The following is a 13,924-nucleotide window of genomic DNA, read 5'->3' as shown; positions in this document are numbered from 1 at the left end:
CATGACGCCATTCGCCATCGACAAGCCGGCCATTCTCGAACGCCTGGGGGGCGACGAGGATATCTATCTGATGATGCTCGACGTTTTCCTGCAGGACATCGACAACAACTGTGCGGCGATCGAGGCCGCCGCCGCCAGCGGCGATCCGGTTCGCCTGCAGCGCGAGGCGCATACCCTGAAGAGCCTGTTCGCCACGGTATCCGACGACGCCGGCAGTGCCGAAGCGCTGGTGCTGGAACGTCGCGCCAAGGAAGGCCGGGTGGACGGCGCGGTCGATGCGGCAGCGCATCTGGTCGAGCGCCTGCGCGACGTGGCGGTGGTACTCGAACGCGAGTTAGGCCGGTAGCACGAGCGCATCCGCCGCTGCTGCCGGATCGTCCGGCCGGTGGGGAGCGACGCCGAGGCAGGGGGCCGGCAGCGACTGTCGCAGGCTGGCCAGATTCTCGGCAAAACGCGACATCCCGGGATCGATCGTGTTGGCCACCCAGCCGGCCAGCGGCAGTTGCCGCGCCAGGATGGCCTCGGCGGTGAGCAGCGCGTGGTTGAGGCAACCCAGGCGCATGCCGACGACCAGAATCACCGGCAAACCCAGGTGGACCGCAAGATCGGCGCTGTCGCGGTCGACGCCCAGCGGAATGCGAAAACCGCCGGCACCTTCGACCAGCAGCAGATCGGCCTGCGGCCGGGCCACGGCCACGGCGTCGGCGATGCGTGCGAAGTCGATGTGCACGCCGGCTTCGGCGGCGGCGATGTGCGGCGCGATGGCGGGCGCGAAGCAGTAGGGATTCAGGATGTTGTCGGGCAGCGCCACGTCGGCGGCGCGACGGATGCGGTCGACATCGTCGTTGATGCCGTTTTCGTCGGTGCCGGCCGCCAGCGCCTTGATGCCGGCGGCGCGCAGGCCGGCGGCGCGGGCGCGGTGCAGCAGCGCGCAGGTGACGAAGGTCTTGCCGACTTCGGTATCGGTGCCGGTGATGAAATAGGCGCGGTTCATCGCGTCGCCTCCAGAAGGATCACGTCGTAACTCAGCGGCAGGCCGGCCGGCGTGCGCAATGCCTCGTAGGCCGCTTCGACGCGGGCCAGCGCGCGGCGGCCCATCAGGCCGGTGCGCCGGCCGGCACCGAGCTGGTTGGCGCCGACGGCCTTGACCGAGCGCAACAGGGCGTGCAGATCGGGAAAATGGGCGATTTCCACGGTCGACCGCAGCCGCACGCCGGAAAACCCGGCCTCGCCGGCCAGCCGGGCGATCTGCGCAGCGTCGTGGAAGGCCAGCGTATGGCGATAGTCGTCGATGCCGGCAAAGGCCGTGCGCAGTTCATGGAAGGTGGCCGGCCCCAGGCTGGCCAGCCGCAAGGCGCCGCCGCCGCGCAGGACGCGTGCCGCCTCGGCGAGCGCGCGCGGCAGATCGCACCACTGGACGGCCAGGCTGGACCAGTACAGGTCGAGGCTGGCATCGGCCAGCGGCAGGGCTTCCAGATCGCCGGCGATGCGCACGCAGGGCGGCGCGATGCGGGCGAGCATGGCGCCGGCCAGGTCGAGGGCGATGGCGCAACTGTCCGGATAGCGGTGGCCGAGCAGGCCAAGCGCATGACCGGTGCCGCAACCGGCATCGAGCCAGCGTGCCGGGGCTTGCGCCGGCAGGCCGCCGGCCAGTTGCGCGCAGATCCGCCGCTGTACCTCGGCGGCCGCGTCGTAGCTTGGCGCGGCACGCTCGAAGGACTGGCGGATGCGGGTCTTGGCCGGTCTGCTCATGCCAGGAAGGGACGCACGACGGCGAGGAAGTCGTCGGGGCGCGACAGGAAAGGAGCGTGTGCGCAGTCGGCCAGGGGCGCCAGGCGGGCGGTCGGCAGCGCCGCCGCCAGCGCTTCGGCGGCGGCGAGCGGCATCAGCGGATCGGCGGCGCCGTGGACCAGCAATACGGGCGCGGTGACCGCGGCCAGTTCGGGGCGCAGGTCGACCTCGCGCAACCAGCTCAGGCCGTCGCCGAGAGTTGCGGTCGACGGTCGCGGATCGGCCATTTCCAGCAGGCTGCGGGTGACCGTCCGGGCCTGGGCGTCGCCTCGGTTGAAGCCGCCGACGAAGCGCGGCAGCAAGGCTTCCGGATCGGCCAGCATGTGCTGCGTGAATTCGGCGAGCGTCGCCGGCGGCATGGCATCCGGCCAGCCGTCGCGCTGGACGAAGGAGGCGGTACCGGCGATCAGCAGCAGGCGGCCGACCTTGTCCGGATGGCGTGCGGCGACGGCCAGCGCCAGTTGTGCGCCGAGCGACCAGCCGGCCAGCGTGCTGCCCACCGGCAGGCGCCGGGCGAAGTCGGCCACGGCGGCGTCGAAGCTGCTTTGCGGTGGTGTGTCGCGATAGCCGGGCAGATCGAAAAACGTACCGCCAAGGGCGTCGACCGCAGGCTGCAGCGGGCCGCGGCCGAGGCACCAGCCGGGCAGGAAGATCGGGCGACTCATGTCAATTCCTTCAGCGCGGCCAGCAGCCGGTCGATGTCGTCGGCCGTATGCGCCGCGGACAGCGAGATGCGCAAGCGGGCCGTGCCCTTGGGCACTGTCGGCGGGCGGATCGCCGGCACCCACAGGTCGCGTTCCCAGAGCGCCTGCGACAGCGCCAGGGTGGCCGCATTGTCGCCGACGATCAGCGGCTGGATGGCGGTCGGCGAGGCCGGCAGCGTCCACGGCAGGCCGGCGGCGCCGTCGCGCAGGCGGGCGATGTTGGCGAACAGCTGGCGGCGGCGTGCGTCGCCGTCGCCGATCAGTCGGAGGCTGGCCGACAGCGCGCAGGCTACCGCCGGCGGTGCGGCCGTGGTGAAGATATAGCTGCGGCCGCGGTTGAGCAGATAGTCGATGACGGTTTCCGAGCCGGCAACAAAGGCGCCACCGACGCCGGCGGCCTTGCCCAGCGTGCCCATCAGGACGATGCGCGGCGATGCCGGCAGGCCGAAATGCGCCAGGTTGCCGCGTCCCTGCGGGCCGAGCACGCCGAAGCCGTGGGCGTCGTCGATGACCAGCCAGGCATCGTGGCGTTCGGCCAGTTCGAGGAGCAGCGGCAGCGGGGCCAGATCGCCGTCCATGCTGAACACCGTGTCGGTGACGATCAGCTTGCGTCGGGCGCGGCTGGCGGCAAGCAGCCGGTCGAGCGCGGCGACGTCGTTGTGCGGATAACGCTGGGTGTCGGCGCCGCCGGCCTTGGCCAGTTGCATCGCGTCGATCAGCGAGGCGTGGTTGAGCTTGTCGGCGAACACCGCGTCGCCACGGCCGGCCAGCGTCGGCGTCACCGCCAGATTGGCCAGGTAGCCGGTCGAGAAGGTGAGCGCCCGGGCAAAGCCGGTGAATGCCGCGATCTCCCGTTCCAGTGCGTCATGCGGCGCCAAGTGGCCGCTGACCAGGTGGGCGGCGCCGCTGCCGGCCCCCCAGGCGAGGGCGCCATCGGCCATTGCACGGGCCAGCGCCGAATCGCCGGCCAGGCCGAGATAGTCGTTGCTGGCGAAATTTAGCCGCTGGCGGCCGTCGACCGCAGCCATCCGCCCGCAGGGGGCGTCGAGCACCCGCCGGCGGCGGCGCAGGCCGGCGGCACTGAGCTCGGCCAGTTCGGCGGCGAGCGACGATTCGAGAGAGGGAGTCATGATCCGGAGCGCAAAAGGCAGTCGGGCGGGAGCGGCATGCTAGGGCGATGGCGGCGGATTGGCAAGCCGGCCCTCATTCGCCGCTATTCCCGGCGTTGCTCAGCAACTGTCGGCACAGCCGGATGCCGGCATCGAGGTCGGCCGGATCGACGCCTTCGAGCATCCGGGCGCGGGTGGCCAGGACTTCGCCTTCGATTTCCTCGGCCAGCGCCAGGCCTTGCGGCGTGATCGCCAGATACTTGCGGCGCCGGTCCTGCGGATCGGCTTCGCGGCGTACCAGGCCGCGCTTTTCCATGCGGTCGAGCAGGCCGACCAGCGTCGGCGTCTCGATGCCCAGGCGGACTGCCAGCCGGCTCTGATCGTAGCGTTCCTCGGCCTGGTGCAAGGCCCATAGCGCGCGCCAGGTGGATTGCGTCATGCCCCAGGGACGAAGTCGCTCGTCGAGGCGGATGCGCCACAGGGCCGCGGCGCGGTGCAGCAGGGCGGCGAATTGATGATGATCTGCGTTCATTAATTATTAGCATGCTAATTATTTTGTTGCTAACATGATCGCGCCAAGTCTCCCTTTTGTCCATATGTCCCATTTCTTCCGCGCCCGCTCGTCCGACGAACTGCTTGCCCGGCATGGCGAGCGCTATAAATCGCTGGTGCTGCTGGTGGTCGGTCTCGGCACGATCGCCGGGGTCTTGTCGACGACCAGCTTCAATGTCGCCATTCCGGCGCTCGGGCGTCATTTCGCGCTCGGCCAGGATCAGGTGCAGTGGGCGATCACCGGGTTCATGGGGGCGATGACCGTGGCCATGTTGCCGACACCGTGGTTGCTCGACCGGCTCGGCTTCCGCCGGCTGTTTCTCGGGGCGGTGACGCTGCTGGCGCTGGCCAGCCTGGCCGGCAGCCTGACGGAAAGTTTTTCCCAACTGGTTGCCGCGCGCATCGTCCAGGGGGCGGCTGCCGGCTGCCTGCAGCCGCTCGGGCCGCTGGCGGTGATGCGTCTGTTCCCGGCCGGCCAGCAGGGCAAGGCGTCGGGCATGCTCGGTTTCGGTATCGTGCTGGCGCCGGCGGTCGCCCCGGCGCTGTCGGGCAGCCTGCTCGATCATTTCGGCTGGCCGGCGGTGTTCCTGGTCAGCCTGCCGGTCTGCCTGGGCGCTGGCCTGCTCGGCTTGCGTCTGTTGCCGGCCGCCGCGCCAAAGGCGCGGCAATCTTTCGACTGGATCGGCCTGTGCCTGCTGACCGGTGCGACGCTGCTGCTGGTCGAATCCACGGCGGCCCTGCACCACAGCGGGCTGGGTTCGCTGCGAACCTGGGCGAGCTTTGCCATTGCCGCCGCAGCCTTGCTGCTGTTCGTTCGCCATGCGCGGCGCAATGCGGCGCCAATCATCAGCCTGCAGGTGTTCGGTCAGCGCAATTTCTCGCTCGGCTGCGTCGTTTCCTTTTCCTACGGTTTCGGCCTGTACGCGTCGACCTACCTGATTCCGGTCTTCCTGCAGGATGCGCTGGGTTACGGCGCCGGACAGGCCGGGGCCACGCTGTTGCCGTCCGGCATCGCGCTGGCGGCGACCATTCCGATTGCCGGTCGGCTGGCCGACCGCTTGCCGGCGCAATGGGTGACGGCAAGCGGCCTGTTGCTGTTCGGGCTGTCCTTTGCGCTGCTGGCAGTGTTCGGCGCCGGGGTGAGCTACGCCATGCTGATTGCCGTCACCATCCTCGGGCGGGTCGGCCTCGGCATGATCCTGCCGGCGCTCAGCCTGGCCAGCCTACGCAATCTGCCGGCGCATCAACTCGGTCAGTCGTCGACCGTGTTCAGCTACACGCGCCAGGTCGGCGGCGTGCTCGGCATCGCCATCGCCGCAGTTTTCGTCGAGTGGCGGCTGAGCGTTTACCAGGGGCTGGCCAGCGGCAGCTCGGCAGCTTATGCAGAAGGCTTTGCGCTGCTCGCCGCGATCTTCGTGCTGGCGCTGGTCGCCGCACTGGCCATGCGCCGCGATACGCTGCCGGTGGCGTGATTCAGCGGCCGGTCAGCAGTCGGCGCAAAGGGGTGCCGAGCAAGGCGTGAAGGTGCGGGCTGTGCAGGCAGATGCCGCCGGCCAGCCCGACCAGGCTGCCCAGCACGGTGTCCCAGAAACGGGCGTGGATCAGCATGGCAACCGGTGTTTCGCCGAGGCGGGCGGCTTCGGCCAGCAGCAGCGTCAGCGGCGTGATGAAAATGGCGGCGAGCGCGTAATGGCGGACGACCAGGGTTTCGATGACAAAGGCCAGCACGATCATCACGAAGGCGATGCGCCACGCGTCGAGCGGCAGGCTGAGCAGCGCCCAGGCCAGCAGCAGGCCGACCGTCGTGCCGGCGATGCGGTGGATCTGCTTGGTCCACACGGCGCGCAGCGACATGCCCTGGATGACCGCCAGGCAGGAGATCGGTACCCAGTAGGGTTGATCCAGTTGCAGCAACTGGGCGAGGGCCAGCGACAGGCCGACGAAACTGCCGATGATCACCGCGTCGACGACCACGAAATCGAAATCCGGCGCCGGTCGCGGCGGAATCGGGCGCGCCGGCCCGGTGCGCAGGACCAGTAAACTGTAGGCGAAGGCGATCAGCGCGGCGAGCAGGCAGCCCATGGTCAGCAGGCCGACCTTGAGCGGTATGCCGAGCACATCGCCCGGCATGTGCGCGCCAACCGAAGCCGCCAGAATGAAAAAGAAGCCGCCGGGCGGGCCGAGGTGGTAATAGCGGCAGGTCATCGTCACGACGATGGCGACGAAACTCAGGGCCGGCACCATCGCCGGCGGAAAGAGATGGCTGATCACACCCAGCGTGAAGCTGGCGATCATCGCAAAGACGCAGGCCATCAGCGTCAGCATGCGGTGGTGCAGCGCGGTTTCCGGCAGCGACAGGAAGACCATGCCGCCGAGCGACGAGATCAGGCCGTAGTCGAGGTGTCCGAAGCCGGCGCCGACGAGCAGCGGCAGGCCGGAAGACAATGCTGCCGCGAACGGCATCGGCCAGCGGCGGTCGCTGGCGGTAAGCCGGGTCAGGTGCCGGTATTCTTCCGCCAGACGTTGCCGTAGCCGCTGGCCGGCCGTCGGTTTCATGCTGCCAGGGCGGCGTCCAGGCCGCGTTCGATGGCCATTGCCAGGTGCTCGATGCCGGCCTCGTCGATGACGTAGGGCGGCATCAGGTAGACGGTGTTGCCGATCGGCCGGAGCAGCGCGCCGGCGTCGAGCGCGGCACGGTAGAAGCGGCGGGAGAAGTATGGGTCGTCGGTGGCCACGTCGAAGGCGGCGATCATGCCGCGCTGGCGCAGGTGGCGGACTTGCGGATGTCCGGCCAGCGGCGCCAGCCGCTCGGCGATTTTTTGCGCTTTGGGCCGGTTGACCGCAATAACGTCGTTGCGCTCGAAAATGTCCAGCGTCGCCAGCGCCGCCCGGCAGGCCAGCGGATTGCCGGTGTAGGAATGCGAATGCAGGAAGGCGCGGGCCACCGAATCGTCGAGGAAAGCGGCGTAGATGGTGTCGCTGCTCAGTACCACCGACAGCGGCAGGTAGCCGCCGGAAATGCCTTTCGACAGGCACATCAGGTCGGGCCGGATGGCCGCTTGCTCGTGCGCGAAGAAGCTGCCGGTACGGCCGAAGCCGACGGCGATTTCGTCGCAGATCAGATGCACCTCGTACTGGTCGCACAGCTGGCGGGCCAGACGCAGGTATTCCGGATCGTACATGGCCATGCCGGCGGCGCCCTGGACCAGCGGCTCGACGATCAGCGCGGCAGTGCGTTCGCCGTTCTTCTCCAGCCAGTCGGCAAGACCGGCGGCGGCGCGGCGGGCGACGTCGGCCGGGGGTTCGCCCGGCTCGGCCAGGCGGAAATCGGGCGACGGCAGCACCTGTGCGGCGTGGCGAACCAGCGGCGCGTAGGCATCCTTGAAGATGGCCACGTCGGTGACCGCCAGCGCGCCGACCGTTTCGCCGTGGTAGCTGCCGGCCAGGCAGAGGAATTCCGCCTTTTCCGGGCGGCCGACGTTGCGCCAGTAGTGGAAGCTCATCTTCAGCGCGATCTCGGTGGCCGAGGCGCCGTCGGAGGCGTAGAAGGCGTGGCCGAGCGATCCTGCGGTCAACGCCGACAGACGCTCGGAAAGCTCGACCACCGGCCGGTGCGTGAAACCGGCCAGCATCGCGTGTTCGAGGCTGTCCAGCTGGTCGCGCAGGGCGGCATTGATCTGCGGATTGGCGTGGCCGAACAGGTTGGTCCACCACGAACTGATGCCGTCGAGGTAGCGCCGGCCGTCGAAATCGTACAGCCACGGCCCTTCGCCGCGGGCGATCGGGATCAGCGGCAGGTGGGCCGGCGATGCGGCATCGGCGTGATGCCGCATCTGCGTGCAGGGATGCCAGACCGCAGCCTGACTGCGGGCCAGCCAGTCGGCGTTGCCGCTCATCGTGCCGGCCTCAGTGCAGGTGCATCGAGGTCGGCGCCGCCTGTTCCGGCATTTCGGCATGCACCAGTTCGCCGTCCGGATTGGGGAACATCGGCGCGCCGCAGTCGTCGCAGAATTCCATCGGGAAATGATGGTCGAGGAAGCGCACGTCCTTGACGCCGGTTTCACGCAGCGCGCTTTCGATTTCGCCGGCGGCGTCGGTCGATTCGTCCTCGGCACCGAGCAGCGGCCAGACGATGCCGTGGTAGACCGCATCGCCGTCCTTGGGGCCGAGGCTGACGCGGTATTCCTCCATGCGCCGGTCGTAGCACGGGCCGATGACGGCGCGGATGTCGGCCGGCATCAGGCTGAGGGCGGTCTGCAGGAAGGCCACCGAGGCCTTGATCGAGTACGGGCGCGAGGCGCGGTCGGCGTTGCGGCAGGCGGTGTGGTAGGCGTCCGGCAGCAGCGGTTCCCAGGCGCAGCCGGCGAGCAGCGGTTCGAGGCTGGGGTTGCCCTGCTTGGTCCATTCGCGCAGCGCGCCTTCCTTGTCGCCGTCCTTCTCGTTCCAGCGGAAGACGGCGGCGCCTTGCGGTACGGCGACGGCGCCGATCAGGTAGCGCACGTCGGACAGGAAACGGTTGGTTTCCGCCAGATTGCGCGTGTCGACCGCCAGCGGCTTGCCGGCCAGTGCCGCTTCGCCGAGTTCGCGGGTCAGTTGCCAGGTGTCGCAGAAGCTGCGCGGCAGCTGGTCCGGGCTGAACAGGAAATCGGCCATCGCCAGCCGGCATTCGCTGCCGAAGACGTGGGCGCCCAGTTGCACGCCCAGCGTTTGCAGCGTGCTCTTGGGCAGCGGGCAGGCGGCGATCGAGAAGCGCGACCAGCACAGTACCGGCGCGGCGAACAGCAGGATGTCGAAGACCTGGCCCTCGACCTCGATGCGCTGCGTTTCGGCGCGCGATTCGACCATGTCGGCGAGTTCGTCGTGGGCGCGCGGATTGGCTTCGAACAGCCGGTCGAGGGCGATGTTGATGTCGTCTTCGGCGCCGTTCTTGAGCAGGCTGTCGACCGTTTCGGCGAGGCGGCCTTCCCAGTGGGCATCTTCCAGCTTGCCGCCGGATTCCGACAGGCCGGTGGCCAGGCGTTGCAGTTCTGCCGCGTCGCGAGAAAGACGGTCGCGCGAGCCGAAGCGGGTACGTTTCATGAATGGTTTCCCGGAAAAAATCGAATGGGCGAAAGGCGGATTTTAACCGGCTTGACCGGCATTCGTCTTTTTTGGCGCGGCGAACAGGGAATCGAAATGGAAATGCGTGCCCGGCGCCTCGTCCGGCAAGGCATACAGCACCGGGCCGAGCAGTTCCTCGAACAGGCCGCGCAGGCTGCGTGCGCCGACCTTGAATTCGAGCGCCAGGTCGGCCAGTTGGGCGAACACCGGCGGGGCGATCGAGAGCGCTGCGCCGTCCAGCGCGAACAAGGCCTGGAACTGCCGGTACAGGCTGTCCTGCGGTTCCTGCATGATGCGGATCAAGGCCGTGCGGTCGAGGCCGTGCAGTTGTGCGACGATCGGCAGGCGGCCGGTGAATTCGGGAATCAGGCCGTATTCGAAGAGGTCGGTCGGCTTGATCCGGGTGTTCAGGCGTTCGATGATGCGCGGGTCGTCGTCCGGCGAGGTGCCGATGAAGCCGTAGGCGCGACGTTCCTGCCTGATGCGTTCGATGCCGACGAAGGCGCCGCCGCAGATGAACAGCATCTGCCGGGTATCGACCGTGCGCCCGTCGGCCAGCCGGATCAGGCTGCCTTCCATGATCTTGAGCAGCGCATGCTGTACCGCGCGGCCGGCGCCGGCGCGTTCCGGCTCGGCCGCCAGCTTGTCGATCTCGTCGATGAAGACGATGCCGCGTCCGGCCTTTTCCAGATCGCCGCCGGCCCGCTCGATCAGCCGCACCATCAGCGCGTCGAGTTCCTCCCCGACATAGCGCGACTGGGCCAGCGCCGTGGCGTCGGCCATCACCTGCGGCAGGTCGAGGGCGCGCGCCAGCGTCGTGCACAGCAGCGTCTTGCCGGTGCCGGTCGGGCCGATCAACAGCACGTTGGCCTTGTTCGGCGCCAGCATCTCGGGCAGCGTCAGGCGCCGGTAGTGGCTGTAGATGGCAACGGCCAGCGTACGCTTGGCGTCGTCCTGGCCGACGACGTGCTGGTCGAGGAAACGGACGATGTCGCGGGGTTTCATGCGGATTCTCCGGGCAGTGGCAGCCTGAAAATGTAGCAGATGCTGCGGTCGACCGTGGGTTTGCCGCATTTTTCCGGTTGATCGGAGCGGGACGATCCTGGCGCGCGGCGAAGCGGCGGCGCCTCCGCTAAAATGGCCGGCATCGCCCATTCCGCCATCCGCCCATGCTGATCTTCCTTTCCCCGGCCAAATCGCTCGACTACAAGACGCCGCCGCATGTTGCGACCTGCACCCAGCCCGCTTTCCTCGACCGCTCGCAGACGCTGATCGAGCAGTTGCGTGCGCTGTCGCCAGCCGACATCGCCCAGCTGATGGACCTCTCCGATCCGCTGGCGCTGCTCAACTTCAACCGTTACGCCGACTGGTCGCTGCCGTTCACCCCGGACAACGCCAAGCAGGCCGTGCTGGCCTTCGACGGCGACGTCTACGATGGCCTGTCGGCGAAGACACTCTCCGCCGCCGACCTCGACTTCGCCCAGCAGCACGTGCGCATCCTGTCCGGCCTTTACGGCATCCTCAAGCCGCTCGACCTGATGCAGCCCTACCGGCTGGAAATGGGGACGAAGTTCAAGAACCGCGCCGGCAAGGACCTTTACGCCTTCTGGGGCGAAACCCTGCTCGAGGCGATCAACGCCGAACTCGACGTCATGCCGCAGCCGGTCGCGGTCAACCTCGCTTCCGAGGAATATTTCAAGGCCGCCATCGGCCGCAAGTTCAAGGGCCGGCTGATCCAGCCGGTGTTCGAGGACTGGAAGAACGGCCGCTACAAGATCATCAGCTTCTTCGCCAAGCGTGCCCGCGGCCTGATGACGCGCTACGCCGTGCTCAACCGGCTGACCGACCCGGATGGCCTAAAAGCCTTCGACAGCGACGGCTACGCCTTCGCGCCGGAAGCCTCCGACGACGCCTGCTGGGTGTTCCGCCGCCGCCAGGACTGAGGCTGCCCGGAAATTGCCGGAATTCTGCGGTCGACCGCAGAATTGCCCGATTTTCACGGTCGACCGCAGGATTCGGCCAAAAACCGGCCGTTCAGCCCTTGGCGTTCAGCGCCCGGTCGGTCAGCGACAGATTGCCGCTGTAACAGTCGCGCAGCCGGTACAACTGCGCCGGTCGGTGCGCCTTGCCGGTTTCCATGGCGCCGGCCAGCGGCTCGACCATGTCCAGCTCCTCCATCTTGCGGCGGAAGCTGACCTTGTTGATCGGCTCGCCGAGAATGGCCTCATAGACCGCCTGCAACTGCGGCAGCGTGAAGCTGTCGCCGCACAGGTAAACCGGCAGCGACGAATAGCTGCTCTTGTTGCGCACCCGCTGCACCGCCGCCGCGACGATGCGCGCGTGGTCGAAAGGCAGCTCGCCCGCCCGGTCGACCGGCAGCAGCGTCACCGCCGGATGGCCGGCGCGCTCGATCAGCGCATGCGGCACCAGCGCGTAATAGGCCACCGACAGCGACCAGCCGCGCGGATCGCGTTCGCGCCCGGAAAAGGTCGCCAGCTGCTCCAGGTAAGGGCTATCGATGCCCGTCTTCTCCCGCAACATGCGCGCCGCCGCCGCCTGCGTATCGTCATCCTCGGCCGCCCGGATGTAACCGCCCGGCAGCGCCGGCAAGCCGGCAAACGGCGCATGGTCGCGCTTCAACAGCGCCACATGCAGGCGGCTGTCCTTCAGCGTCATCAGGACGACGTCGACGGTGCAGATGATGTCGTTCATGGGGTGGCGGGGGATGGAAAGAGAAAGCGCATGTTAACGCGAAAGGGGATGGCAAGGCGTGTGCTGCGCTCGTGTCAGAAGGCAAGCCAGCATTCCAGTATCCACCGGAAGGCTAAATATGTTTCCTATTGTTGACAAAACGTCTATTTTGCAAATAATGGGAAACACTATGCCAGCTACTGCGCCAAAACTCACGCTTGCCGCCCAGGCCAGACTTGCCGAACTCGGCAAGCAGATTCGCGCCCGGCGCAAAGCCTTGGGCGTCAATGCCACCGCCGCTGCCGAGGCGGCCGGCATGTCGCGGGTGACGCTGCACCGGATCGAGAACGGCGAACCCTCAGTCACCATGGGCGCCTACCTCAACGCCATGCTCGCCCTCGGCCTGACGCCGGCGCTGCTCGATCCCGCCACAGCGAACAAGACGGCTGTCGAGGCCGATCATCAGGGTTGGATTCCGGCACGCATCCGCCTTGCCGATTACCCGCAGCTCAAACTGCTCGCCTGGCAAGTGCAGGGCACTGACGAACTGACGCCGCTGGAGGCTTTCGACATCTACGAGCGCAACGCCCGCCACCTCGACAGCGACGCGCTGGAACCACGCGAACAACAGCTGCTCGACGCCCTGCGCCTGGCTTTGGGAGGAGCGCGCCGCAATGTTTGAGCGGCCGCATCACCGGCGCATTGCGCAAATTTTGGCGGCGCTCGACGCGCAACTACTGCGCGACAGGCATTGCCTGTTTGGCGGCGGCACGGCGATGGCGCTGCGTTATGGCGAATACCGGGAGTCGGTCGATATCGACTTTCTGGTGTCCGATGTCGCCAGCTACCGTGAACTCCGGCAACTGCTGAATGGCCCGGCCGGCATCCAGGCGCTGCTGCGACCCGGCGCCCAGCCGCTGATGCAGACCCGCGAGATCCGGGCGGACCAGTACGGCATCCGCACGCAGGTGCTGGTTGAAGGCCAGCCGATCAAGTTTGAGATTGTCCTGGAAGCACGCATTTCCCTGGCGCCTCCGCAGGCGGAAGACGAAATATGCGGCATCGCTACATTGACGCCGCTGGACATGATGGCCAGCAAGCTGCTGGCCAATTCCGACCGCTGGCGGGACGACGGGGTATTCAGCCGCGACCTGATCGACCTTGCCATGATGCAGCCTGGGCGCAAACCGCTCCTGGCGGCCATCGACAAGGCTGCTACCGCCTACGGCCCGGCCATCGAACAGGACCTGGGCAAGGCCATCGCCAGCATGAAGGATCGCCACGGCTGGCTGGAGCGTTGCCTGCAGGCGATGGCGATGAATCAGCCGAAAGCCCTGGTGTGGCAGCGGATACGCAGCTTGGGGAAGCGTAGCGAACGCCGCTAAACCCACTTGCCCAGCACCCGCCGGATGCGTCCGCGAAAAGCCTCGACCTGCCCGGTGGACAGCTTCTCGGCCTGGTACAGCGACAGCATTTCAAAGCGGCAGGCTGGCGCGCAGGTGCCGAGGAGGGCGGTTTTCAGCACCCGTTTGACCGGCTGGCGCAGCAGCAGGCGATCCACCCACCAGGGCGAGCCGAGCGAGGTGATCGCCAGCGCGTGGCGCAGATTGTGCAGCCGGGGGCGGATCGGGCCGAGGTCGCCGGCGTGGTCGTAGGCCACGCCGGGTGCCCAGACGCGGTCGAACCAGCCCTTCAGGATGGCGGGAAAACCGAACCACCAGGTGGGGAAGACCAGTACCAGCGCGTCGGCCGCCAGCAGCCGTCCGATCTGCGCTTGCACGGCGGCGGCGTCAAAGGACGGCGCGTAGTAGCTCTGCCGCTCGGCGGTCGTCAGCGCGGGCGGGAATGCCGTCGCGTAGAGGTCTTCAATCTCGACCGTGTGGCCGGCTTCGCTCAGCGCCTGGATGGCGGACTGCGCCAGCGTGTGGCAGAGGCTGTCGGTGACGGGATGGGCGATGACGACGAGGCATTTCATGG

Annotated in this window: 16 protein-coding genes; 5 read left to right on the top strand and 11 right to left on the bottom strand. The window is 67.9% G+C overall.

All coding sequences use genetic code 11. From position 1 onward, the window contains the following. Position 1 precedes the first annotated feature (1 nt). Positions 2–346, top strand: a complete 345-nt coding sequence (locus L0962_RS07725) for an Hpt domain-containing protein (RefSeq protein WP_234085777.1) — start codon at positions 2–4, stop codon at positions 344–346. Here the strand turns inward: L0962_RS07725 and bioD are convergent. From bioD to L0962_RS07700, 5 genes are all read right to left on the bottom strand, one after another. After that, positions 335–994 (bottom strand): dethiobiotin synthase, encoded by a 660-nt coding sequence (gene bioD, locus L0962_RS07720; RefSeq protein WP_234085776.1) that lies wholly within the window; start codon positions 992–994, stop codon positions 335–337. The two genes, L0962_RS07725 and bioD, sit on opposite strands and share 12 nt — an antisense overlap. Beyond that, complete coding sequence (locus tag L0962_RS07715; RefSeq protein WP_234085775.1) at positions 991–1,752, bottom strand: methyltransferase domain-containing protein; 762 nt, start codon at positions 1,750–1,752, stop codon at positions 991–993. The genes bioD and L0962_RS07715 overlap by 4 nt, the downstream gene beginning before the upstream one ends. Then, entirely contained in the window at positions 1,749–2,456 is a 708-nt protein-coding gene (locus L0962_RS07710; RefSeq protein ID WP_234085774.1) for an alpha/beta fold hydrolase, read from the bottom strand. The genes L0962_RS07715 and L0962_RS07710 overlap by 4 nt, the downstream gene beginning before the upstream one ends. Then, positions 2,453–3,625: an 8-amino-7-oxononanoate synthase gene (gene bioF / locus L0962_RS07705; RefSeq protein ID WP_234085773.1), complete on the bottom strand. Its 1,173-nt coding sequence runs from the start codon at positions 3,623–3,625 to the stop codon at positions 2,453–2,455. Before bioF ends, L0962_RS07710 begins: the two co-directional genes overlap by 4 nt. Before the next feature lie 73 nt (positions 3,626–3,698). Next, positions 3,699–4,136: a MarR family winged helix-turn-helix transcriptional regulator gene (locus L0962_RS07700; RefSeq protein WP_234085772.1), complete on the bottom strand. Its 438-nt coding sequence runs from the start codon at positions 4,134–4,136 to the stop codon at positions 3,699–3,701. Between the two features lie 64 nt (positions 4,137–4,200). On the opposite strand from L0962_RS07700, the gene L0962_RS07695 reads away from it, so the two are divergent. Beyond that, positions 4,201–5,628 carry a DHA2 family efflux MFS transporter permease subunit gene (locus L0962_RS07695; protein WP_234085771.1) on the top strand — a complete coding sequence of 476 codons (1,428 nt, stop codon included), beginning with the start codon at positions 4,201–4,203 and terminating at the stop codon, positions 5,626–5,628. 1 nt (position 5,629) lies between these two features. Here the strand turns inward: L0962_RS07695 and L0962_RS07690 are convergent, their stop codons facing one another. Genes L0962_RS07690 through L0962_RS07675 form a run of 4 tightly spaced genes read right to left on the bottom strand, consistent with a single transcriptional unit; the run spans position 5,630 to position 10,261 of the window. Then, positions 5,630–6,712, bottom strand: a complete 1,083-nt coding sequence (locus L0962_RS07690; protein ID WP_234085770.1) for an FUSC family protein — start codon at positions 6,710–6,712, stop codon at positions 5,630–5,632. Further along, positions 6,709–8,052: an adenosylmethionine--8-amino-7-oxononanoate transaminase gene (bioA, locus tag L0962_RS07685; RefSeq protein WP_234085769.1), complete on the bottom strand. Its 1,344-nt coding sequence runs from the start codon at positions 8,050–8,052 to the stop codon at positions 6,709–6,711. Before bioA ends, L0962_RS07690 begins: the two co-directional genes overlap by 4 nt. Before the next feature lie 10 nt (positions 8,053–8,062). Continuing rightward, on the bottom strand, positions 8,063–9,235 hold the full coding sequence (locus tag L0962_RS07680) for a DUF2863 family protein (protein ID WP_234085768.1): 1,173 nt from the start codon (positions 9,233–9,235) through the stop codon (positions 8,063–8,065). A 42-nt stretch (positions 9,236–9,277) separates the two neighbouring features. Further along, positions 9,278–10,261, bottom strand: a complete 984-nt coding sequence (locus tag L0962_RS07675) for an AAA family ATPase (RefSeq protein ID WP_234085767.1) — start codon at positions 10,259–10,261, stop codon at positions 9,278–9,280. Positions 10,262–10,425: 164 nt separating this feature from the next. Here L0962_RS07675 and yaaA point away from each other — a divergent pair, with 164 nt between their 5' ends. Continuing rightward, complete coding sequence (gene yaaA / locus L0962_RS07670; protein ID WP_234085766.1) at positions 10,426–11,199, top strand: peroxide stress protein YaaA; 774 nt, start codon at positions 10,426–10,428, stop codon at positions 11,197–11,199. 91 nt (positions 11,200–11,290) lie between these two features. On the opposite strand, the gene L0962_RS07665 is transcribed toward yaaA, so the two are convergent. Beyond that, positions 11,291–11,968, bottom strand: a complete 678-nt coding sequence (locus tag L0962_RS07665) for an NUDIX domain-containing protein (RefSeq protein ID WP_234085765.1) — start codon at positions 11,966–11,968, stop codon at positions 11,291–11,293. Positions 11,969–12,137: 169 nt separating this feature from the next. On the opposite strand from L0962_RS07665, the gene L0962_RS07660 reads away from it, so the two are divergent. Further along, positions 12,138–12,629 carry a helix-turn-helix domain-containing protein gene (locus tag L0962_RS07660; RefSeq protein WP_234085764.1) on the top strand — a complete coding sequence of 164 codons (492 nt, stop codon included), beginning with the start codon at positions 12,138–12,140 and terminating at the stop codon, positions 12,627–12,629. Next, a complete protein-coding gene (locus tag L0962_RS07655; RefSeq protein WP_234085763.1) occupies positions 12,622–13,332 on the top strand; it encodes a nucleotidyl transferase AbiEii/AbiGii toxin family protein in 711 nt (236 codons plus the stop codon). The genes L0962_RS07660 and L0962_RS07655 overlap by 8 nt, the downstream gene beginning before the upstream one ends. On the opposite strand, the gene L0962_RS07650 is transcribed toward L0962_RS07655, so the two are convergent. Further along, positions 13,329–13,922, bottom strand: a complete 594-nt coding sequence (locus tag L0962_RS07650; protein ID WP_234085762.1) for an NAD(P)H-dependent oxidoreductase — start codon at positions 13,920–13,922, stop codon at positions 13,329–13,331. The two genes, L0962_RS07655 and L0962_RS07650, sit on opposite strands and share 4 nt — an antisense overlap. Positions 13,923–13,924 lie beyond the last annotated feature (2 nt).

It is taken from the genome of Azonexus sp. R2A61, from assembly GCF_021401135.1.
GTDB lineage: Bacteria > Pseudomonadota > Gammaproteobacteria > Burkholderiales > Rhodocyclaceae > Azonexus.
The sequence above is the reverse complement of the archived record's forward strand: the minus strand, read 5'-3'. Positions and strand labels throughout refer to the sequence as shown.

Bases quoted from the DNA above. Each gene is read 5' to 3' on its own strand.
- L0962_RS07725 (WP_234085777.1), top strand. From the start codon at position 2: ATGACGCCATTCGCCATCGACAAGCCGGCCATTCTCGAACGCCTGGGG.
- bioD (WP_234085776.1), bottom strand. From the start codon at position 994: ATGAACCGCGCCTATTTCATCACCGGCACCGATACCGAAGTCGGCAAG.
- L0962_RS07715 (WP_234085775.1), bottom strand. From the start codon at position 1,752: ATGAGCAGACCGGCCAAGACCCGCATCCGCCAGTCCTTCGAGCGTGCC.
- L0962_RS07710 (WP_234085774.1), bottom strand. From the start codon at position 2,456: ATGAGTCGCCCGATCTTCCTGCCCGGCTGGTGCCTCGGCCGCGGCCCG.
- bioF (WP_234085773.1), bottom strand. From the start codon at position 3,625: ATGACTCCCTCTCTCGAATCGTCGCTCGCCGCCGAACTGGCCGAGCTC.
- L0962_RS07700 (WP_234085772.1), bottom strand. From the start codon at position 4,136: ATGAACGCAGATCATCATCAATTCGCCGCCCTGCTGCACCGCGCCGCG.
- L0962_RS07695 (WP_234085771.1), top strand. From the start codon at position 4,201: ATGTCCCATTTCTTCCGCGCCCGCTCGTCCGACGAACTGCTTGCCCGG.
- L0962_RS07690 (WP_234085770.1), bottom strand. From the start codon at position 6,712: ATGAAACCGACGGCCGGCCAGCGGCTACGGCAACGTCTGGCGGAAGAA.
- bioA (WP_234085769.1), bottom strand. From the start codon at position 8,052: ATGAGCGGCAACGCCGACTGGCTGGCCCGCAGTCAGGCTGCGGTCTGG.
- L0962_RS07680 (WP_234085768.1), bottom strand. From the start codon at position 9,235: ATGAAACGTACCCGCTTCGGCTCGCGCGACCGTCTTTCTCGCGACGCG.
- L0962_RS07675 (WP_234085767.1), bottom strand. From the start codon at position 10,261: ATGAAACCCCGCGACATCGTCCGTTTCCTCGACCAGCACGTCGTCGGC.
- yaaA (WP_234085766.1), top strand. From the start codon at position 10,426: ATGCTGATCTTCCTTTCCCCGGCCAAATCGCTCGACTACAAGACGCCG.
- L0962_RS07665 (WP_234085765.1), bottom strand. From the start codon at position 11,968: ATGAACGACATCATCTGCACCGTCGACGTCGTCCTGATGACGCTGAAG.
- L0962_RS07660 (WP_234085764.1), top strand. From the start codon at position 12,138: ATGCCAGCTACTGCGCCAAAACTCACGCTTGCCGCCCAGGCCAGACTT.
- L0962_RS07655 (WP_234085763.1), top strand. From the start codon at position 12,622: ATGTTTGAGCGGCCGCATCACCGGCGCATTGCGCAAATTTTGGCGGCG.
- L0962_RS07650 (WP_234085762.1), bottom strand. From the start codon at position 13,922: ATGAAATGCCTCGTCGTCATCGCCCATCCCGTCACCGACAGCCTCTGC.